The organism is Echinicola salinicaeni, from assembly GCF_014280965.1.
Classification (GTDB): domain Bacteria; phylum Bacteroidota; class Bacteroidia; order Cytophagales; family Cyclobacteriaceae; genus Echinicola; species Echinicola salinicaeni.
In genome coordinates this window covers 237,294-257,412 of the sequence record NZ_JACODZ010000006.1, presented here as the reverse complement: position 1 = coordinate 257,412, position 20,119 = coordinate 237,294, and the positions used below count along the sequence as shown (strand labels likewise).

The window sequence follows — 20,119 nt, the reverse complement described above, 5'->3', positions numbered from 1 at the left end:
GAAGGTTGTATTATATTATTTATATGTTTTGTTAAATATAATATATAAAAAATAATAAATATTTCATTTAATATGTTTGTGATTTTGAAATATGTAAAATATTGTAAAAATATGTTTATTAATAATATTAATTGTGTATTTGTTATTTTTTCAAAATAATATATTTTTATATATCCGTGTTTGTATTGACATTGACTTCCTGTTATTCTGAAAAATGTTATATTTGCATTTATGGATAGAGAAGAAATTAATTCCGAAATTCACAAAATCATTGATAAACTACCTAGCGAGATCTTTGAAGATTTAGATGTAGTGACAGATAATCAGGATAAACACAAGACCAAACTCCTTCGCTTTTCTCACAGCCTAAATAAGATTTTAAGAGAGGATAAAAAAGTTTTCAAAAAGCTTATCAAGTAATTTTCATATCAAAATTGCTATTTGGGATGGTCTGAAAATTAGTATTTAGCCTCCCTGATATTTAAATTAGTTTTTGGATCAGTGGACAATTTTGCCTATCTCTCAATAGGTGATGAGAGAGTACATCCTAATAAAACCAAATTACCAATAGTTTGTACATAATTAACCAAAACTATCCCTGAGCTCTTTTTGCCTAGATTCTTAAGGTTTATTTGGCTATTTTTATTATTGACCTGTTTTGCCTTTTTAACCAATACCAAATAAACTGATGAAAAAGAGATTATTGATCATGGCTTGGCTGATGGCTTCATTGCCATTTTTTTCCATTGCCCAAGATTCCCAACTAACTATAGACCGCATTTATTCTGGAGAATTCTCTCAAAAGGGTCTTCCTACCTTGCAGTGGGTAGATGAAGGAGAGGCTTATGCTGTAGTGGAGAGAAATGCTTCCGGTCAACCTGAGATTGCAAAATATGTCACTCAAAGTGGAGAAAGGAGTCTACTGGTGGAAGCTGTAGATTTGATTCCTGAGGGATCAGATAGGACTATTGGCACGGAAAGCTTCAATTTCAGTCCGGATAAATCCAAACTTTTGATTTTTACCAATTCCTCAAGGGTGTGGCGTGCTAATACCAAAGGGGATTATTGGGTGTTGGATTTGGAGACCAAAGAGCTGAATCAACTGGGTAAGGAGTTTCCAGCATCTTCGTTGATGTTTGCCAAATTTTCCGAAGATCAATCCAAGGCCGCCTATGTGCATGATTTCAACCTTTATGTGGAGGAGCTTGAAACAGGCAAAGTTACCCAGTTGACCAATACAGGAGGTCAAGATATCATCAATGGAACCTTTGATTGGGCCTATGAGGAAGAGTTTGGGGCCCGTGATGGATTTCGTTGGAGTCCATCTGGAGAGCAGCTGGCCTTTTGGAACTTTGATATTTCCAATGTGGGAACTTTCTATATGATCAATAATACGGATTCTGTTTATTCTAAGCCAATTCCATTACAGTATCCAAAGGTAGGTCAGGATCCATCTTCAGTGAAAATAGGTGTGGTGGACTTAGCCACAGATGAAATCCGTTGGGTTCCGGTTCCTGGATCTTCTGTTCAAAATTATTTGCCTGGGATGCAATGGATAGATGGGCAAACCTTGTTGATCCAACAATTGAACAGGCACCAGAATAAGTTAACAATTTGGACTTATGATGTAAAAACTGAGGAGCTCAAAGAAATTTATTCAGAGAATGAGGATACTTGGGTAGACATTTATTATCCTGACGTATCAGCAGGTGGCTGGGAAGAAAATGACCTGAAACTGGTGGATGGAAATTTAGCATTCCTACGTATGACAGAGAATGATGGTTGGAGACATATTTATAAGGTGGAAATTGCTAGTGGAAAAAAGACTTTGCTCACACCTACTGATTTTGATGTGGCTAGCATTGCTGGTATGACTGATAAGGAAATCTATTTTCATGCTTCACCAGAGAATACCGCACAGCGTTATTTGTATAAGGTAGACTTAAAAGGTAAGGCAAAAAGCAGTAGACTAACTCCAGAAGAATTTGCTGGAATCAACGTTTATAACTGTGCACCTAATGGTGAATACGCTATTTTAAGCCACAGCGAAGCTTTGTCTCCAAATACTTATCATTTGATTGGTTTGAAGAAGCATGATGAAGTGAGAACCATGGAAGCTAATTTGGAATATAAGGAGCAACTAGAAAGCATTGACTTGCCTGAGGTGGAGTTTTTCCAAGTGGATATTGAGGGTGATATAGCGATAGATGGCCGAATGATCAAGCCGGTAGATTTCAATCCAAATAAGCAATATCCTGTATTATTCCATGTTTATGGAGAGCCTTGGGGAGCTGTGGCTACTGATAATTTTGTTGGTCTTTGGAATATCATGCTGGCGCAAAAGGGTTATGTAATTATTGACATGGACAACAGAGGTACACCATGTTTGAAAGGCAGTGAATGGAGAAAGAGTATATATAGGAAAGTGGGAGTGATCAATGCAGATGACCAGGCTAAGGCAGCCAAAGAAGTTTTTAAGACTTTTGACTTTATAGATCCAGAAAGAGTGGCAGTTTGGGGCTGGAGCGGTGGAGGTTCCATGACCCAAAACCTGCTTTTCAAGTACCCTGAAATTTACCAAACAGGTTTGGCTGTAGCAGGAGTTTCCTTTCAATTGATCTATGATAATATTTACCAAGAGCGCTATATGGGATTACCTCAGGAAAATCCCGAGGATTTCCTTAATGGTTCACCTATTACTTATGCCAATGGACTGCAGGGGAATTTATTATTAGTGCATGGTACCAATGACGATAATGTGCATTACCAAAGTCAGGAGTTATTGGTCAATGAATTGATCCGGCAAAACAAGCAATTTGAGATGATGGCTTATCCAAACCGTTCTCATGGGATTTATGAAGGAGCCAACACAAGAAAACATTTGTATACGTTATTGACCAACTATTTGATGAAGCATACTCCGGTCAATGAGTAGTAGATACCTATAATATTTATTAAAATTATTTGGGCCTCGACTCCATACGGTAGACATCTTTTTTGTCTGTCCGAGCTGAGTCGTGGCCATTATTTTTTCTTTGGAATATAATTAATATCCAATATAAATCCCCACAATTACAGCCAATGCTCCTAAGGCCAGCATTATCAAGGTCAGTTTTAGCGCAAAGCCCAACCATTTATTGAAAGAAATGCCCGCAACACTTATAATGGCCATCAAGGCACCATTGGTAGGAATAATCATATCCATCATTACTGCACCATATTGATAGGCCAGCACACATACCTGTCTTGAGATTCCAACTAGGTCAGACAGTGGGGCCAGTATAGGCATGGTCATGATGGCTTGGGCTGAATAACTCGGGACAGGAAAGTGTAGTATTGCCTGGGCTACCAACATGGAAACAGCAGCAAAACTTTTTGGGAAATACTGTAATGGGGTGAACAGTTCATAAATGATGGTATCTATAATCAAGCCCTGTTTAAGAATCAGGGTAATGCTATTAGCCAAACCCATTATGATCGCCGCAAAGGTCATTTCTTTAAAACCTGAAATATATGCCTCTGCTGTTCCATTGAAACCCAAGCCGCCCACAAGACCGGCAATAATTCCCAAAACAAAAAACTCAGCAGACATTTCATTAAAGCCCCAATCCAATATTAACAGTCCATAAATAACTATGATAAAGGCCAGGGCAGTAAGCATAAGTATTACGATATTCCTGGCTTTCATCTTATGCTTTTCGTCTGATTCTTCCTTTAGCTTTTCTACTTTATTATTATTGGCATAACGAATGATCAGGCCTGTCCAAAGTATATAGGCCAAAACAAGAATTATGATCCTATAAACACTTCCAGAGAAAAGCGGTAACTCAGCCGTCTTTTGGGCCATTCCTACAGCAAAGGGATTCATGGGGCTAAAGGAAGAACCTACCACTGCAGATCCATAGCTGATTCCTACAGCTACTAGGGCATTATAGCCTAAACGGTGGGCAAAAAATAACAATACTGGGGTCATGGCAATTATTTCTTCCTGAAGTCCATTGAGGGCTCCTCCAGTAGTGAATAATAGCGAAATCACCGCCAAGGCCGTGGATTCTTTTCCCGTAAGTTTTTCGGTTATATAATGTATCCCATCCCTAAATGCCCCAGTTTTATCCACCACGTAAAAAGCACCTCCGAGTAGGAGTATTAGTGCAATTAATTCCGCTCTCCCAATAATACCTTCAGGAATGGATAATAGAATTTGCCCGATTTTTAACGGTTCAGCTTCTATTTCTCTGTAGGAATCAGGAACCACAGTAACATAGCTGAGATCGGGGTTTTCTATCCGTTGGTATTCCCCTTTGGGCAGTAAATAGGTTAGAATACTTACAAAAAGAATAAAGCCCAGCATAATGACGAGGGCATTAGGGAATTTTCTCATATTCAGGCGGGTTGGATATTATAAATTAATAAATAATCCATAAAGTTTAATATATACGCAGGGGTATCGCTTTTAAACTATCAAAAATTTGATGTCAGCCCAGGCTAAACATTGGACTTCGGCACTAACTGGTGGTTAGACAGGTCCGCTCGGTCTGGCACCTTGATTTAAATAACATCATTGGCTTAAAACGATTTCCCTGAACATACACAGCGGTACTTATCTTTGATTTGAATATTGAGATCAGATTAAAATAAACCTAAGATCCGCTTCTGGGAAGTTTTTTATTGATGGTGAAGAATTAATTCACAGAATTCTATAAGTTCGGGATTGATTATTTAAGCATTAATTTTTACATAAAATATGAACCCTATTATTCCCAAATTTGGCTTTGGATTAAGTTTACTGTCTCTGCTTATGGCTTGTGAACCACAAAACTCAGAATTTACACTTGAGGATGGTGTTTCCCAAAATTTTGCTGAAACTAGAAAAGAGCTAATCAGTGAGGTCAAATACACCATGGATTTTGATATTCCTGTGGAGATAAATAAACCAATTCCGGCTGTTTTGGATTTGAGTTTTGTCTTGGGGAAAAAGGAAGATATTTTTCTTGATTTTAGTGCAGCCACCAAAAATCTCAAAAGTATCAAGGTGAATGGGGACAGTGTAGCCATAGTCCATCAACTGGAGCATATCCAAATTCCAGCTGAAAATCTGAATAAGGGAGCCAATAAAGTTTATATAGAATTCATTGCTGGGGAAAATTCACTTAACAGAAATGAGGAATATCTCTATACGCTTTTGGTTCCCGACAGGGCAAGGTCACTTTTTCCCTGTTTTGACCAGCCGAATATTAAGGCCAGCTATCAGCTGAACATTACTGCCCCTAAGGACTGGGAGGTTATGTGCGGTGCTCCTGAGTTCAGCCAATCAGCGAAGGGTGAAAGTATCCAACACCAGTTTGGGGAGACGGATAAAATGAGTACCTACCTATTTTCCTTTGTGGCTGGTAAGTTTCAAAAGGCCAAGGAAAATCCTGGAAGCTTTGATATGGAGTTGTTGTACAGGGAAACCGACCCAGAAAAGGTGAAGGGCTCAGTTTCTGAGATTTTTGAGCTCCATCAAAAGTCCATTAATTTTCTGGAGGATTATACCGCTTTTCCCTTTCCTTTTCAGAAGTTGGATTTTGCAGCTATTCCGATATTCCAATATGGAGGAATGGAACATGTGGGAGCCATTCAATATAAAGAACCGAGTTTGTTTTTGGATGAAACTGCCACTGATAGCCAGTTACTAGGCAGGGCAAAACTAATTTCGCATGAAGTTGCACACATGTGGTTTGGGGATTTGGTGACCATGGACTGGTTTGAAGATGTATGGTTGAAGGAGGTATTTGCCAATTTTATGGCTGACAAAATTGTTAATCCTTCTTTTCCTGATATTAACCATGATTTATTGTTTTTGGTGAGTCATTATCCTGCAGCCTACGCTGAGGATAGAACTCAAGGTACCAATCCTATCAAACAGCCACTGGAAAATTTGAAATACTCAGGAACCCTTTATGGCAATATCATATATCATAAGGCGCCTATCATGATGCGTCAACTGGAAGCACTTATTGGACAGGAGGGGTTTCAGGAGGGTATTAAAGCATATATGGAAACCTTCCAATATGGAAATGCTACCTGGGCAGATTTGGTGGGTATACTAGACAAGAGAACAGCAATAGATCTTGATCAATGGAGTGAAGTTTGGGTAAACCAAAGTGGGAGACCCATTTTTAAGGACAATATCAAGTATGATGAACAAGGTTTGATTTCCGATTTTGAGATTAGCCAATATGCAGAGGATGGAAGTGATCATTTTTGGCCACAGGTCTTTGAGATTAGCCTTATTTATAATGATAATGTAAAGGTTTACACCTTTGATATGAGGGATAGTAAGGTGCAATTACAGGAAGCAATTGGAGCCAAAAAGCCTCAATCTATTGTTTATAATTCAGATGGTTTTGGCTACGGGGTATTTCCTGTTCGTGAGGTTGAGTTGGAGTTCATTCCACAATTAGAGGATGATGTTGCTAGGGCGCAGGCATATATCAATAATTATGAAAACACTCTTTCTGGTAACCTGAACCCACTAGCAGCTATCAGTTTGCGTATAGAAGGATTAAAGGAAGAGGAAAATGAATTGTTGATTAGAAATATCAGTGGGCAGTTCAGTAATCTCTTTTGGGCTTATCTTTCCAAGGAGGAGAGAAATGCTGTTCAACCAGAATTGATAGCGGTGCTTTATGATAGGTTAAATGGTGAATCGCCCGCCAATGTAAAAAAGACCCTTTTTAGCCTTTATTCTTCATTAGCATACAGTAAAGATGCCAAGGAACAGCTGTACAAAATATGGAGTAAGGAAACTGTGATTCCCAACTTGAATCTTAATGAGGATGATTATACAGAATTAGCCATGAAGCTGGTACTTTTTGAACACCCCAAGACCGAAAAAATCATCAAAATCACTAAAGATGCTATCACCAATCCTGATAAGATGGAGAGGTTTGAATTTCTTTTACCAGCCTTGTCAGCAAATATAAGCACAAGGGACAATAAGGTTTTGGGTTTTGCTCAGGCAGAGAACAGGGAGAAGGAAGCATGGGTGAGTACTGCATTGTCATTTATCCACCATCCCCTTAGACAAGAAAGTGGCATCAAGTACTTACGTGCGAGTTTGGATTTACTGGATGAAGTGCAAAGGACAGGGGATATATTCTTTCCTAAGGCCTGGCTGAACAGTACCATAGGCCGTTATAGCTCTCCGAAAGCTCATAGGATTCTAAACGAATTTCTCGATGATAATCCAGATTTAAATCCAGTGTTGTGGAAAAAGTTAATGCAGGCATCAGATGATTTGGTCAGGGTAAATAGCCAGTAGGTAATTATTAGCTAAGTACTAATTGATTTCAAGGGATGCTTTATTTTCATTGTTATGATAAGATTATTTTTGATATTCTTGAGACAGTAATCTGATGTCCGATCAAAAATGATTTTATCTTTGGAAGACATCTTGATTAAATAGTCTAAAAAAACTGCTTTAATGAAACAGGCTCATTATTATATCGACAGAAGGAAGTTTTTAAAACTTTCAAGTGCCTTTGCAGGGGGTATGTTTTTATCTTCTTTCAACCTGATTGGAAAGGGTAAGAACATCAGAGTAGGCTTGGTGACGGATTCCCACTATGCGGATGCAGAGGCAAAAGGCACGCGATACTATAGGGAGTCATTGGATAAAATGAGTGAATTCATAGAAGTGATGAATGATGAAAAAGTGGATTTTATCATGCATTTGGGAGACTTTAAAGATCAGGATTTAAATCAGCGAGAGGAGGATACGCTTAAATTTTTAAGAGATATTGAGTCCGTTTATGCTCAATTTAATGGGCCAAGGTACCACTGTCTGGGTAATCACGATGTAGACAGCATTCGAAAACAACAGTTTCTGGACCATATAGAAAACACAGGGATTGCTAAGGACAAGAGCTATTATTCCTTTGATCAGAAAGGGATGCATTTTATCGTTTTGGATGCCAATTATCATGAGGATGGTCGAGACCATTTTTATAAAGACGGCGTTGATTGGACCAATACCAATATCCCTGAGGCTGAATTAGAATGGCTAAAGGCAGATCTTGAAAGTAATTCCTTGCCTACCATCGTATTTTGCCACCATCCACTTTTTGAATATTTTCATGGAAAAAGCCAGATGCATGTCAATAATTATCAGCGAGTGAAGGATATTTTGGAGGAATCTGGAAAGGTGATGGCGGTTTTTCAAGGACATGTGCATGAAGAACGTTTTGAGCGTCAAAAAGGAATTCATTACGTGACTCAATTGGCTATGGTGGATGGGAGCGGATTAGAGAATAGTAGCTTTTCCATTTTGGAAATAGACAAAAAGGGAATCAACCTGCTTGGTTTCAAAAAAGCCAGTGGTCATAAGATGAAAAGGGCAAAGCACTCGAAAAACTTATAGACATGGGCTAAACTAAATTTCAATATTTGGGGTTCTAAAGCAAATAACAAAAAATAGATCAATAAAATGGAAATGAAAAATTGGAATAAACCCCAAGTATATTTTGCCATCTTATTTTTGCTTTGCGGGATATTATCATTTGTTCCGAGCTTTAAGGAAAAACAACTGAGCATTTTGATTGATCATACCAATTATCTGATTAGCTATAATGTACTTTTCTATGCATTAAGTTTTCTTTTTGGAGCTATGGTTTTTTTGACTTGGATGGTTTCAATACTCCGAAACAAGCATGCCAATCGTTTATAATAGCTTTATCATAGGGCTTTAGCTGATTTTCTTTAAATTGGTTGTCAAACATTAATTTGACCAAAATAACCTTATGAGAAACTATCTTGGCTATCTGCTCTTTGGTATAGTACTTTTATTATTTCCGAATAAACTTTTTTCACAGTCCCCGGAAAAACCAAATGTAATATTAATCATCACGGATGATCAAGGATATGGTGACCTTGGTATTACAGGCAACCCTTATGTGAAGACCCCAAATATTGATCAGTTGGCAAGGGAGAGCATTCGCTTTAACCAATTTTATGTTTCTCCGGTTTGTGCGCCAACAAGGTCCAGTTTGATGACAGGACGATATTCACTTCGTACAGGAATTAGGGATACTTATAATGGAGGAGCCATTATGGCCTCGGAGGAAATCACTTTGGCAGAAATGCTCAAAGATGCTGGCTACCAAACAGGGGCTTTTGGAAAGTGGCATTTAGGTGACAACCATCCATCGCGACCAAATGATCAGGGCTTTGATGAATCTTTGATCCATTTGTCTGGAGGAATGGGACAGGTAGGGGATTTTACCACTTACTTTAAAGGAGACAGCAGTTATTTTGATCCGGTTCTTTGGCATAATGGTCAGCAGGAAGCCTACGAGGGGTATTGTTCGGATATTTTTGCTGGGGAGGCCATAAAGTTTATTGAAGATAATTCCCATCAGCCTTTTTTCTGCTATTTGGCCTTCAATGCTCCACACACACCCTTGCAGGTACCTGATGAGTATTTCGAAAAGTATAAGGATATTGACCCCTCAGTTGGATTTGATGAAGAAAAAAAGCCATACAGGGATATGAGTGAGAAGGATAAGGAGGATGCCCGTAAGGTTTATGCAATGGTGAACAATATCGATGATAATTTGGGGCGCTTATTCAGAAAATTGAAGGATTTGGGCATAGAGGAAAATACTATTTTGGTCTTTATGACAGATAATGGCCCACAGCAAATGCGCTATTTGGCTGGCATGCGTGGAAAAAAGGGTGATGTTTATAGAGGGGGTGTTAGGGTGCCTTTTTATCTGAAATATCCAGCAGCTTTCGATGGGGATATGGACATTGAAACAAGCGCTGTGCATATGGATGTGTTGCCTACTTTAGCAGACTTATGTCAGGCAGACTTGCCAACAGATCGTGTAATTGACGGAAAAAGTTTATTGCCGCTGATGCAGGGAGAAAAGGTGGCTTGGGAGGATAGGCCCCTGTTTTTTTATTGGACCAGAAGGTATCCTGAATTGTTCCAAAATATGGCTTTACAACAAGGCGATTATAGATTGGTGGCCCATACAGATTTTAATTCCGATTGGAAAGATTTTGAGCTTTTCGATATGGGAGTAGATCCCTATGAGCGTCATAATATTAATGAGGAATACCCTGCGGTGGCCCAAAATATGAAAAAGCAACTGGAGGCCATTTATAAGGAATTGATTCAATCGGAGCATATCCAAAACCAACCTTTTATCTCTGTAGGAAGTAAGCAAGAAAACCCAGTGGTGCTTAACAGGAATGATGCTGGAGGAGAACGTGGAATATGGAATCAAGAGGAGGTTTATGGCAAATGGAGGGTGAAAGTGGAAAAAGGAAGATATAGCATACGATATAAATTTATTAAACCTATTCCTGCTGGTGGAAGGATGGTGCTGGAAGCAGGAGCTCAAGTATTTCAATCCAAGAATTCGGAGGAGACTGATATGATTGTAATGGATAATGTAAACTTGGATAAAATGGAGGGTGATTTGATCCCATTCTACGCAAAGGGAGGAAAAAACATCATGCCTTTTTGGGTGGAAATAGAAAAACTGGAGTATTAATAATATGACAGAAAAAGAAAAAATGCTTGGTGGGCAGATCTACAATACCTTGGATCCCCAATTAATAGAACAATACCACAAAGCGAGAAGGTTGATTAAAGATTATAACCTGTTGGACTCTGAAGATATGGTAAAGAGAGAGGCTATTTTGAATGCACTGCTAGGTGAAAAGGGAGAGAAGGTATGGATAGAAGCGCCTTTTTTCTGTGATTATGGTGAGCATATTCACATTGGTGAGAACACCTTTGTCAATATGAACTGTACATTCTTAGATGATAATATAATTCGGATAGGTAAGAATGGATTGATTGCCCCTGGAGTTCAAATTTATACAGCTTCTCATCCCATAAAGGCTTCCGAAAGAATCCGAAGACCTGGAGAGCAGGCTTCAGATGAACCAATATACAGGACCTCTTCCAAACCAGTGACTATTGGCGATAATGTTTGGATTGGTGGAAATGTTTGTATTATGCCAGGGGTAAACATTGGAGATAATGTAACCATCGGTGCTGGTGCTGTAGTGACCAAGGATATTCCAGATAATGTCTTGGCATATGGCAATCCATGTAGAGTAATTAAAAGTATTGAATAGATATGAGAGAGGTTTTCCACATACTAAATGGAGATGCTTTAAAGGATCGATTTCCATTAGATTTGTCTGGGGAAACTATCGTTTTTAGGGAATGTTTAGTAGATGGTGATTTAAGGGGTGATACTGATCAGGAATTTTATCGTAACCGGGCTAGATTTATTAGCTCAGCCTATGGAGATTTTGATGAGAAAACCTATTTTGAAATGACCGTTCCGGAGCTGGAGAAAATAAAGACAATCCCCAATGATGCAAGTGTGTATTTATGGTTTGAGGATGACTTATTTTGTCAGGTTAATTGCTGGTATGTTTTGTATCAGTTGAGGAGGAAAAGTCATCATGGAGAAGTGATTTTGGTTAGACCATTTACCAGTATGGAATATGGTTTTGGTGGATTGGATACACAGGGATTGATAGAGGTGTTTGAGAAGGAGAGAAGTTTATCTCCTGAGGAATTTTTGTCCTTAAGTAAGCTTTGGGAAGCTTATTTGTTGAAAAAAGACAATGAAATGTATGAATTAGTAAATGAACTACCTAAATACTTTAATTACTTGAATGAAGTTGTAGTCGCAGAATTAGCCAGGAGGCCCTCTATGGGTGATTTGGGAAGGCCTGAAGAAAGTGTAATGAAGATCATTCAAGCGCTTCAAACTGATGAATTTTTGCCGGTATTTAGGGAGTTTTGTAAGCGAGAAAGTATATATGGTTTTGGGGATTTACAGGTTAAAAATTTGCTGGAAAAGGTGAAGGGAATATGATGAATATGGAATACTGAGGATAGAGAAAATCCAATGGTTTATTCATAAAATAAGTTCTTAATTGTATATTGAAGGAGTAAGTATTTTTTGAATCTTGTTTTTTAAATTAATCTTTCAGTAAAATCCATCTACTTAATGAAAAGAATTAAAAAATTTGGAGTCTTTCAGACCGCCAAAGTAGCAGCAGTAATCTATACTTTGATATCAGCTATTTTCTTTATTCCAGCAGGAGTAATCACCATGTTATTTTCCAAAATGGAATTCCCTATGTTTGGTGGAGGAGTGAGGGGGATTGTATTTATTTTTATGCCTTTTGTCTATGGCTTAATAGGATTTATAACTGTAGCTATAGGATGTGTGGTTTATAATCTTATATCCGATAAAATAGGAGGAATAGAAGTAGAGTTAGAGGACAGTCCAAGGCCTGATCCCTATAGCCAAAATTACGAAGCGTGATCAGCGTAATCATAGCTACAAAGTGGTGAACTGCTTAAGCCGTGACTTCACGATCCTAAATTTATAGGTAATGTGTAGGTGCAAATGATTTTTTGTGAAATAAATTAAAAATATATGAGCCTAATAACCTTAAAGACTTTTGATAATTCAGTAGAAGCACACCTTCTAAAGACCAAGTTGGAAAGTGAAGGGATTCAAACATTTTTGATGGATGAAAATATGGTTACACTGAATCCTCTGATAAGCCTTTCAGTAGGGGGAATCAAATTAATGGTACCGGAAAAAAGTATGGAGAAGGCGATCGGCCTGTTAAATAAGTTCAATCAAGCACCGGTTTATGATAATAAGGGTAAAATAGTAAAGTGTCCTCATTGTGAGTCCTTTCATATACGTACAGAGACGAGTTCGTTTAGAGATGGAAAGGGAATTTTGGCTATAATACTGTCTGCTATATTTTTTGTGTTGCCTTTATATGTGAAGCGCTATAATAGGTGTTTGGATTGTAATCAAGTGTTCGATAAACATAAATAAGTTTAAATTTTTCGATTATATATAGTTTTATGTACTTTTAATAAAGTTTTAAGTATTTTGTTGTAGTTTATACTGTGATTTGAACCATGACCAAAGAGCAACGACTTGCTTACTGTCAATCCTGTGCTCTCCGTAAGATGGATGGAGAAAAGGGATTGGTTTGTTCTTTGACCTCTGAGAAGGCTGACTTTATCCATGAATGTCCTGACTATAAATATGATTCAAGCGTGGACCTACAGTTAGATCCTGCACAGGAAAGGGAGTGGATGGATTTAAAGGAAATACTTTACGCCGATAATTTTGAAAGATTACGCTTGGAGCAAAATTTTCCCTTGGCAGTTTTCGGTGGTTTATTGATAGGGATAATTGGTGCAATTATTTGGGCAAGCATAACTTTGATGGCTGATCATAGATTGGCTTTTATGGTGATTGCCCTTGGGGCCTTAATAGGTATTTCCATTCGTTATTTGGGAAAGGGTATAGATCAGGTTTTTGGGATTTTGGCTGCTATCATTGCTTTGGTATCTTGTCTATTCTGTAATTTTATAGTGTCAATGGGCCTTATTGCCAATGCTGAGGATCTTGAGTATTTAGAAGTCCTTATTCTTTTTGATTATAATTATATTATTCAATTAATTATAGATAGTTCTAATTATTGGGATTTAGTTTTTTATATTATTGCTGGCTTTGCAGGTTATAAAATGGCCTTTAGGAGTTTTACCAAAAGAGAAATCTCAGAAATGTCATAAGCATTATATCCGTATCTTTTTGTTGAACTTTTATGAATCCAAGCATGAAGAAATTGGTTATCAGGAGACTTTTGGCTGGAATGATAGACTATGGTTGCATAATGGTCTATGCCCTGATATTATTGGCTATTTTTAGTGGAGTTTATTTTGTGCTTCAAATCAACCCTGCTAGTATTCACCCATTATTAGCCCAAGCAATTGGATTTTTAACTTTGACCATACCTGTTTTTATCTATTTTTATCGTAGTGAAAACGGCAGCTATCATGGTACCTTGGGAAAAAGGGCCTTAAAGATTAGGGTAGTTGGCGGAAATGTATGGTTAAGAAATGTGCTGAAATTGTTACCTTGGGAATTGGGTCATGCAGGTGTTCACTGGATGATTTTCTTTGCCAATATTGAAGAGGAGCCTGCTTTATGGCATTGGGTTTTATTGATTTTTCCTCAGCTACTTACATTAGGCTATTGGATAAGTATTTTATTAAGTCAGGGAAGAACGAGCATCTACGATCTGCTGACTAAATGCCGAATAGAAATGAAAGTATAGCCTTTTATCCAATTGGCTATATTTCAATGAAATAGCGATTATTCCTATAGTGATAATTGCTTATATTGCTGTATGTCAAACCAATAAAGTGTACTGGTATGCCAATTAGATTCAGTTTATTACTATTGTTTTTTGGCTTAATGGCTTGTTCATCTCCTATTGACCATGATGTTATTATCCGAAATGGGCAAATTGTTGATGGAAGTGGAAAGGCGGCCTTTTCAGCCGATATAGCTATTAATGCGGATACCATTACGGAGATAGGAGATCTTAAGGGAAAAAAGGCTCGCACAGAAATAGATGCCAAAGGATTAACAGTTGCTCCTGGCTTCATCAATATGCTAAGTTGGGCGGTAGAGTCCTTGATAGAGGATGGCCGGTCCATGAGCGATATTAAACAAGGCGTAACCTTGGAAGTTTTTGGAGAGGGGAGTTCTTGGGGGCCTCTAACTTCTGCTACCAAGAAGGAAATGAAGGATGATCAGGGTAAAATTAAATATGACATACCATGGAATACATTAGGCGAATACCTTGAGTTTTTGGAAGCAAAAGGCGTTTCTACCAATATTGCTTCATTTGTGGGGGCTACCACTTTACGTGTAAATACAGTTGGTTATGAAGACCGCGAGCCAAGTAAAGAAGAACTGGATAGCATGAAAATGATGGTGAGGGAAGCTATGGAAGAAGGAGCAATGGGGATAGGCTCCTCCTTGATTTATGCGCCAGCTTTTTATTCCACCACTACGGAACTGATTGCCCTTTGCAAGGTAGCTGCTGCCTACGATGGTATGTATATATCGCATTTGCGCAGTGAAGGAAATAGGTTACTGGAAAGTCTGGATGAATTGATCCAAATTGCTGATGAGGCTGAAATTAGGGCAGAGGTTTACCATCTCAAACAAAGTGGTGCAGAGAACTGGGATAAATTTCAATTGGTAGTGGACAAAATTGATTCCGCCCGAAAGGTTGGGCTTCATATTACCACGGATATGTATAATTATACAGCAGGGGCGACAGGTTTGGATGCTGCTATGCCCCCATGGGTCCAGGAAGGCGGTTATGAAGCTTGGTCTGCTCGTTTGCAAGATCCCGATATTCGTGCTAAAGTGCTAGAAGAAATGAGGACACCTGCAGAAAACTGGGAAAGTCTGATGCAGGCAGCTGGTTCCGCAGATAAGATGATACTGGTAGGATTTAAAAATGATAGCTTGAAGCATTTGACAGGAAAGACCCTGGCTGAAGTGGCTGAAATTAGAGGAAAGTTTCCAGAAGAAACCGCAATGGATTTGGTGATTGAGGATGGAAGCCGGGTGGGCACAGTTTACTTTTTGATGTCTGAAGAAAATGTCAAAAACCAGATAAAATTACCCTGGATGAGTTTTGGCTCTGATGCCCAGTCCATGGCTACAGAAGGTGTGTTTTTAACTTCCAGCACCCATCCTAGAGCTTATGGTAACTTTGCCAGATTATTGGGAAAATATGTGCGTGATGAAAAAGTGATCAGTTTGGAGGAAGCTATCCATAAGCTTAGCGAGTTGCCAGCTTCCAATCTAAAGATTAAAAAAAGAGGGAGTTTGAAACCAGGGTATTTTGCAGATGTCGTTATTTTTGATCCCCAAACCATCCAGGATAAAGCTACTTTTGACCAACCTCACCAATATGCAGAAGGAATGGTCCATGTTTTTGTGAATGGCAGACAAGTTTTGAAAGATGGTGAGCATACTGGTGCCTATCCGGGGAGAGTAGTCAGGGGACCAGGTTGGAAAGGCTGGGAATAATTTAAATTATAAGATGTATTGAAACAGAATTATCAGATCAAAAGAATTGGTCCTCAGCAAACTTGGGATTTGCGGCACAGGGTCATGTGGCCTGATAGGCCAATGGACTATGTTAAACTCGATGAAGATCATAATGGCCTTCATTTTGGATTGGAAGTGGATAGCCAATTAATATCTATTATATCCGTTTTTATAGAAGGAGGGAAGGCTCAGTTCAGGAAGTTTGCTACTGACAAGAGTCATCAGGGAATGGGATTTGGTTCACACTTATTGGCCCATGTTATAAAGTTATTAGAGGAAAATGAAATAGCATTAATTTGGTGCAATGCCAGGGTAGAGAAAACAGCATTCTATGAAAAGTTTGGTTTAGCGAAAACCGATAAAACCTTCCAAAAAGGAGGAATAGACTATGTAATTATGGAAAAGCAAGTGGCTCAAGATAGCATTGGTTAATGCATATCATTATAAATCACAAATTTTTGATTTGAAAGTATATGGACATCCTTACTCAAATTATTCTTTACGCTGGTTTTTCTGGAATTACGGTATTTATTGGTGCTTTACTGGCCAATTATTTTGATCATCATATACTTAAAAGAAGGATAAAGTATGAGATTACCCATACTGCTCAGGCTTTTGGGGCAGGAATTCTACTTTCTGCGTTGGCATTGGTATTGGTGCCGAAGGGATTGGAAGAGTTAAGTTTGTGGCCGATGCTAATTTCATTTTCATTGGGAGCAGTCCTGTTTTTTATCATAGATAAAAAATTGGCTCATAGTGGAGGAAAAATGGCTCAGCTTTTAGCGATGCTAATGGATTTTATTCCCGAATCCATTGCTTTGGGCGCTTTATTTGCCACTGATCAGGCGACAGGGACTTTGTTAGCAGTGTTTATAGGACTGCAAAATTTGCCAGAAGCTTTTAATTCATTTAGAGATGTGGTGATCAGTGGTTTTACGGTGAAAAAAACTTTAATACTCATGTTCTTTCTGAGTTTTGCAGGAATTATTGGTGCTTTGCTGGGTTATTTTTATTTGAGTGGAAGTCCGGAAATAACTGCTCAATTAATGGTTTTTTCCAGTGGTGGCATATTGTATTTGCTATTTCAGGATATTGCACCAGAAAGCTCCATGAAGAACCATAGATGGGGAAGTATTGGAGCCTGTTTAGGTTTCATGGTAGGAATGATAGGAGAGAAAGTCCTCTAAATTTATTTTAATTCATAGAGCTAAGGTACCGCATAAGTTTTACTTTTATCAAATGAATAAGCCATATTTTGATAATAAAGAATTTTCAGGAACAGACTTTAATGATAAGCACATCACATTTGGGGAGTATGAGTCTTGCACCTTTAGTCAGTGCGATTTTTCAGGGCAAGATTTAAGGGATATTATTTTTATAGATTGTGAATTTTTGTCCTGCGATTTTAGCAATGCCTTGCTTCTTCATACAGCTTTTCAGGATGTCAGATTTTTAGATTGTAAACTTTTGGGTTTGAGGTTTGATAAGTGCAATCAGTTTTTGCTGACGATGGAGTTTGAGCGATGTCAGCTTGATTTTTCCTCATTTTATGCTTTAAAGCTACAGAAAACCAAATTTAAAGCATGTAGACTTGAAGCTGTGGAATTTGTAGAAACTGATTTGATGGCTTCCTCATTTGAAAAATGCGATTTAAGAGAAGCTGTATTTGATAGGGCTAATTTGTCCAAAGTGGATTTTAGATCGGCCGATAATATATCTATTGATCCAGAAAGGAATAATATCAAGAAGGCTAAGTTTTCACTTTCCAATATCAGGGGCTTATTGGATAAATATGATATTTCTGTGAGTTAATGAAATTCCTTCGCTTTACTAGTTAAAGAATTAGTAGCTTCGATTTGAAAAGAGTATTGATAAAAAATAAAGGGAAGAGCCTTACTACTCTCCCCAAGTGATAAAATTAATTGACTTCTTTATACTCGCCCAAGAATACATTTACTCCCTTTGGCATGGGATTGCCATTGGCTCTTCTGAGGGTTGCAATCTGGCCGCTATGCCATATGGCATCTGTAAGAGGGCCATTGATGACTATCCAAAATGGGTAAGTATCACGAATCTTTATTTTTTTCATATCTGAAGTATCCATGCTTATGAGATGGTCATAGGTTTCTTTCAGAATAAGAAGGGTTTCTTTTCTTGTTGTTGCTAAATCTATGTTTTCCCTTTTTACATAAGGTTTTTGGATAACGGCGTTTCTAATCACTATGCTTAATCCATAAATATGTTCGATGGTTTCGCCAATCGTTCTGGCCGATTCCTCTGCTTTGAAGTCATAATCTGCTTCTTTGAGGTCTTGGGAAGCATAGCGGTACCTAAAGCCGAGGCTTTCTACCATTCTTCCCGCTACAGTGCCAGGGCTGTAGGACTCCGGATGCTCAGTAATATTGCCAAATGGCAGGTTTTCAGTGTTTTTTATTGGGCTTTGAGCATGAGAATAGGTGTGGCTCAGTGCAAAGAATATGGAAATGATTAAATAGTATTTTTTCATTCAATTGTTTAATTTTCCGTAAGGGAATGGTAAATCTATTATTGATATACAGTGGTTGAGAGATTATTTTAATAGTAAGGGATCTGCAGCTCTATTTTTTTGTAATCTATATTCCAGACTCTTTTTTACCCCATGCCATTCTTGGGCAATAATGGAGAATACCACTGTGTCCCGGTAGCTTCCATCGGCATTAAGCCGGTCATTTCTTAGGATACCATCTTGTTTGGCTCCCAATCGGGCTATGGCGTTCCTAGAATTGGTATTAAACCAGTCGGTTTTGAATTGAACAGCAATGCAATTCAGTTTTTCGAAAGCATATTGGAGTAGAAGGTATTTGCAGGCTGCATTTGCCCCAGTTCTTTGGTGGCTTTTGGCATACCAGGTATAACCAATTTCCAATCTTCTGTGGGCAGGAGCTGCATTGCAAAATCTCGTGGACCCGATGATTTTATTGCTTGATTTTTCTATAATGACAAATGGCATGGATGTTCCTGTCTCTTTTTGAGCCAATGCCTCATAGATATATTGATCAATAGTATTTTCTGAAGGTACTGATGTAAACCAAAGCTCCCAAAGTTTACCATCAGAAGCGGCCTCTAGTAGCCCCTTTTTATGGATTTCTTCTAGTGGAATAAGTTGGACTTTTTCTCCTTCTAAGCTGAGGTGTTTTAACCAATTTTCCATGCTAAAGTGAAGTGTGAAGTAAATGATTTATTCCTCAGCAAGATAGCAATTATAAAAATAGAGGAAGGAAAATGGTCGGGGTTTTCCTTCCTAATTTGGAATAGTAGATCATTTAGATGGCGCTTATTTGTGATTTAAAAAATCCATTAGGTAAGCTCGATAATCATAATATTCGGGATGTTCAAGCACTTCTTTTCTTACTCTAGGTCTTTCAAATGGGATGACCAACTCATCACCAATTTTGGCATATGGTCCACTGGTCATCATGATCACCCTATCAGCTAAAAATATGGACTCGTCCACATCGTGTGTTATGGCCACTGCCGTGATTTTTTCTTTTTGCCAAATTTCCAGCAGCACATCTTGTAGTTCTCCTCGAGTAAGCGAGTCCAGCATCCCAAAAGGTTCGTCCAAAAGTAAGATTTTAGGCTTCAAGGCAAAGGCCCTGGCAATACCTACCCTTTGTTGCATGCCTTGGGAAAGGGAAGTGGCTTTTTTATTAAAATCATTTCCAAGCCCCACCTTGTCCAGGTAGTATTTACAGATTTCCAATTTTTCGGCTTTGCTGGCGTGTGGGAAAACTTGCTTGACACCAATCATTACATTTTGAAGGGCTGTAAGCCATGGCAATAGACTGGGGGACTGGAAAACCACTGCGCGGTCTGGACCGGCACCACTGATGGCTTTTTGGTCTACATTAATATGGCCAGCAGTGATGTCATTGAGGCCAGCTATCATGGTCAAAAGTGTGGACTTCCCACAACCTGAATGGCCGATGATCGATACAAATTCCCCTTTTCTTATAGATAAATGAAGGTCATCAAGGACTACATAATCTCCTTTTGGAGTTGGATAGACCTTTCTGATTTCTTCACACCTTAGCATATCGGGCTGTCCCTCCAAGTGAGGTATATATAAACTTTCCTTGTTCAATAGTGCTTCCATAATAGCTTCGGAT

At 38.4% G+C, this 20,119-nt stretch carries 19 protein-coding genes; 15 read left to right on the top strand and 4 right to left on the bottom strand.

Translation table 11 applies throughout. From position 1 onward, the window contains the following. The first annotated feature begins 231 nt into the window (after positions 1–231). A complete protein-coding gene (locus H7U17_RS13215) occupies positions 232–420 on the top strand; it encodes a hypothetical protein (protein ID WP_186757209.1) in 189 nt (62 codons plus the stop codon). Between the two features lie 268 nt (positions 421–688). Further along, on the top strand, positions 689–2,935 hold the full coding sequence (locus H7U17_RS13210; protein ID WP_186757208.1) for a S9 family peptidase: 2,247 nt from the start codon (positions 689–691) through the stop codon (positions 2,933–2,935). Between the two features lie 111 nt (positions 2,936–3,046). Here H7U17_RS13210 and H7U17_RS13205 read toward each other — a convergent pair whose 3' ends face one another. Next, positions 3,047–4,381 carry a YfcC family protein gene (locus tag H7U17_RS13205; protein ID WP_186757207.1) on the bottom strand — a complete coding sequence of 445 codons (1,335 nt, stop codon included), beginning with the start codon at positions 4,379–4,381 and terminating at the stop codon, positions 3,047–3,049. 363 nt (positions 4,382–4,744) lie between these two features. On the opposite strand from H7U17_RS13205, the gene H7U17_RS13200 reads away from it, so the two are divergent. From H7U17_RS13200 to H7U17_RS13140, 13 genes are all read left to right on the top strand, one after another. Next, entirely contained in the window at positions 4,745–7,306 is a 2,562-nt protein-coding gene (locus H7U17_RS13200) for a M1 family metallopeptidase (RefSeq protein WP_186757206.1), read from the top strand. A 162-nt stretch (positions 7,307–7,468) separates the two neighbouring features. Further along, positions 7,469–8,404 (top strand): metallophosphoesterase family protein, encoded by a 936-nt coding sequence (locus tag H7U17_RS13195; RefSeq protein WP_186757205.1) that lies wholly within the window; start codon positions 7,469–7,471, stop codon positions 8,402–8,404. Positions 8,405–8,783: 379 nt separating this feature from the next. Further along, the gene (locus H7U17_RS13190) at positions 8,784–10,544 is read left to right on the top strand and encodes an arylsulfatase (protein WP_186757204.1); all 1,761 of its coding nucleotides are present in this window, start codon (positions 8,784–8,786) and stop codon (positions 10,542–10,544) included. A gap of 4 nt (positions 10,545–10,548) precedes the next feature. Next, complete coding sequence (locus H7U17_RS13185; RefSeq protein WP_186757203.1) at positions 10,549–11,136, top strand: sugar O-acetyltransferase; 588 nt, start codon at positions 10,549–10,551, stop codon at positions 11,134–11,136. Positions 11,137–11,138: 2 nt separating this feature from the next. Further along, the gene (locus H7U17_RS13180) at positions 11,139–11,891 is read left to right on the top strand and encodes a DUF1835 domain-containing protein (RefSeq protein WP_186757202.1); all 753 of its coding nucleotides are present in this window, start codon (positions 11,139–11,141) and stop codon (positions 11,889–11,891) included. A 135-nt stretch (positions 11,892–12,026) separates the two neighbouring features. After that, the gene (locus H7U17_RS13175; RefSeq protein ID WP_186757201.1) at positions 12,027–12,347 is read left to right on the top strand and encodes a hypothetical protein; all 321 of its coding nucleotides are present in this window, start codon (positions 12,027–12,029) and stop codon (positions 12,345–12,347) included. 114 nt (positions 12,348–12,461) lie between these two features. Beyond that, a complete protein-coding gene (locus H7U17_RS13170) occupies positions 12,462–12,878 on the top strand; it encodes a putative signal transducing protein (protein WP_186757200.1) in 417 nt (138 codons plus the stop codon). 86 nt (positions 12,879–12,964) lie between these two features. Further along, positions 12,965–13,627, top strand: coding sequence for a hypothetical protein (locus H7U17_RS13165; RefSeq protein ID WP_186757199.1), 663 nt, complete (start codon positions 12,965–12,967; stop codon positions 13,625–13,627). A gap of 44 nt (positions 13,628–13,671) precedes the next feature. Beyond that, the gene (locus H7U17_RS13160) at positions 13,672–14,172 is read left to right on the top strand and encodes an RDD family protein (protein WP_186757198.1); all 501 of its coding nucleotides are present in this window, start codon (positions 13,672–13,674) and stop codon (positions 14,170–14,172) included. A gap of 98 nt (positions 14,173–14,270) precedes the next feature. Next, on the top strand, positions 14,271–15,950 hold the full coding sequence (locus H7U17_RS13155) for an N-acyl-D-amino-acid deacylase family protein (RefSeq protein WP_186757197.1): 1,680 nt from the start codon (positions 14,271–14,273) through the stop codon (positions 15,948–15,950). Between the two features lie 18 nt (positions 15,951–15,968). Continuing rightward, the gene (locus tag H7U17_RS13150; protein WP_230981413.1) at positions 15,969–16,403 is read left to right on the top strand and encodes a GNAT family N-acetyltransferase; all 435 of its coding nucleotides are present in this window, start codon (positions 15,969–15,971) and stop codon (positions 16,401–16,403) included. A gap of 41 nt (positions 16,404–16,444) precedes the next feature. Then, complete coding sequence (locus H7U17_RS13145) at positions 16,445–17,158, top strand: ZIP family metal transporter (protein ID WP_186757196.1); 714 nt, start codon at positions 16,445–16,447, stop codon at positions 17,156–17,158. 52 nt (positions 17,159–17,210) lie between these two features. Beyond that, entirely contained in the window at positions 17,211–17,783 is a 573-nt protein-coding gene (locus tag H7U17_RS13140) for a pentapeptide repeat-containing protein (RefSeq protein WP_186757195.1), read from the top strand. Between the two features lie 106 nt (positions 17,784–17,889). On the opposite strand, the gene H7U17_RS13135 is transcribed toward H7U17_RS13140, so the two are convergent. The 3 genes from H7U17_RS13135 to H7U17_RS13125 all read right to left on the bottom strand — a co-directional run bounded on the left by H7U17_RS13135 (position 17,890) and on the right by H7U17_RS13125 (position 20,106). Next, positions 17,890–18,477 (bottom strand): DinB family protein, encoded by a 588-nt coding sequence (locus H7U17_RS13135; RefSeq protein WP_186757194.1) that lies wholly within the window; start codon positions 18,475–18,477, stop codon positions 17,890–17,892. A 63-nt stretch (positions 18,478–18,540) separates the two neighbouring features. Beyond that, the gene (locus tag H7U17_RS13130; RefSeq protein ID WP_186757193.1) at positions 18,541–19,161 is read right to left on the bottom strand and encodes a GNAT family N-acetyltransferase; all 621 of its coding nucleotides are present in this window, start codon (positions 19,159–19,161) and stop codon (positions 18,541–18,543) included. A 123-nt stretch (positions 19,162–19,284) separates the two neighbouring features. Then, positions 19,285–20,106, bottom strand: a complete 822-nt coding sequence (locus tag H7U17_RS13125; RefSeq protein ID WP_186757192.1) for an ABC transporter ATP-binding protein — start codon at positions 20,104–20,106, stop codon at positions 19,285–19,287. Positions 20,107–20,119 lie beyond the last annotated feature (13 nt).

Bases quoted from the DNA above. Each gene is read 5' to 3' on its own strand.
- H7U17_RS13165 (WP_186757199.1), top strand. From the start codon at position 12,965: ATGACCAAAGAGCAACGACTTGCTTACTGTCAATCCTGTGCTCTCCGT.
- H7U17_RS13145 (WP_186757196.1), top strand. From the start codon at position 16,445: ATGGACATCCTTACTCAAATTATTCTTTACGCTGGTTTTTCTGGAATT.
- H7U17_RS13130 (WP_186757193.1), bottom strand. From the start codon at position 19,161: ATGGAAAATTGGTTAAAACACCTCAGCTTAGAAGGAGAAAAAGTCCAA.
- H7U17_RS13215 (WP_186757209.1), top strand. From the start codon at position 232: ATGGATAGAGAAGAAATTAATTCCGAAATTCACAAAATCATTGATAAA.
- H7U17_RS13135 (WP_186757194.1), bottom strand. From the start codon at position 18,477: ATGAAAAAATACTATTTAATCATTTCCATATTCTTTGCACTGAGCCAC.
- H7U17_RS13140 (WP_186757195.1), top strand. From the start codon at position 17,211: ATGAATAAGCCATATTTTGATAATAAAGAATTTTCAGGAACAGACTTT.
- H7U17_RS13205 (WP_186757207.1), bottom strand. From the start codon at position 4,381: ATGAGAAAATTCCCTAATGCCCTCGTCATTATGCTGGGCTTTATTCTT.
- H7U17_RS13160 (WP_186757198.1), top strand. From the start codon at position 13,672: ATGAAGAAATTGGTTATCAGGAGACTTTTGGCTGGAATGATAGACTAT.
- H7U17_RS13200 (WP_186757206.1), top strand. From the start codon at position 4,745: ATGAACCCTATTATTCCCAAATTTGGCTTTGGATTAAGTTTACTGTCT.
- H7U17_RS13195 (WP_186757205.1), top strand. From the start codon at position 7,469: ATGAAACAGGCTCATTATTATATCGACAGAAGGAAGTTTTTAAAACTT.
- H7U17_RS13180 (WP_186757202.1), top strand. From the start codon at position 11,139: ATGAGAGAGGTTTTCCACATACTAAATGGAGATGCTTTAAAGGATCGA.
- H7U17_RS13190 (WP_186757204.1), top strand. From the start codon at position 8,784: ATGAGAAACTATCTTGGCTATCTGCTCTTTGGTATAGTACTTTTATTA.
- H7U17_RS13185 (WP_186757203.1), top strand. From the start codon at position 10,549: ATGACAGAAAAAGAAAAAATGCTTGGTGGGCAGATCTACAATACCTTG.
- H7U17_RS13175 (WP_186757201.1), top strand. From the start codon at position 12,027: ATGAAAAGAATTAAAAAATTTGGAGTCTTTCAGACCGCCAAAGTAGCA.
- H7U17_RS13155 (WP_186757197.1), top strand. From the start codon at position 14,271: ATGCCAATTAGATTCAGTTTATTACTATTGTTTTTTGGCTTAATGGCT.
- H7U17_RS13170 (WP_186757200.1), top strand. From the start codon at position 12,462: ATGAGCCTAATAACCTTAAAGACTTTTGATAATTCAGTAGAAGCACAC.
- H7U17_RS13210 (WP_186757208.1), top strand. From the start codon at position 689: ATGAAAAAGAGATTATTGATCATGGCTTGGCTGATGGCTTCATTGCCA.
- H7U17_RS13125 (WP_186757192.1), bottom strand. From the start codon at position 20,106: ATGGAAGCACTATTGAACAAGGAAAGTTTATATATACCTCACTTGGAG.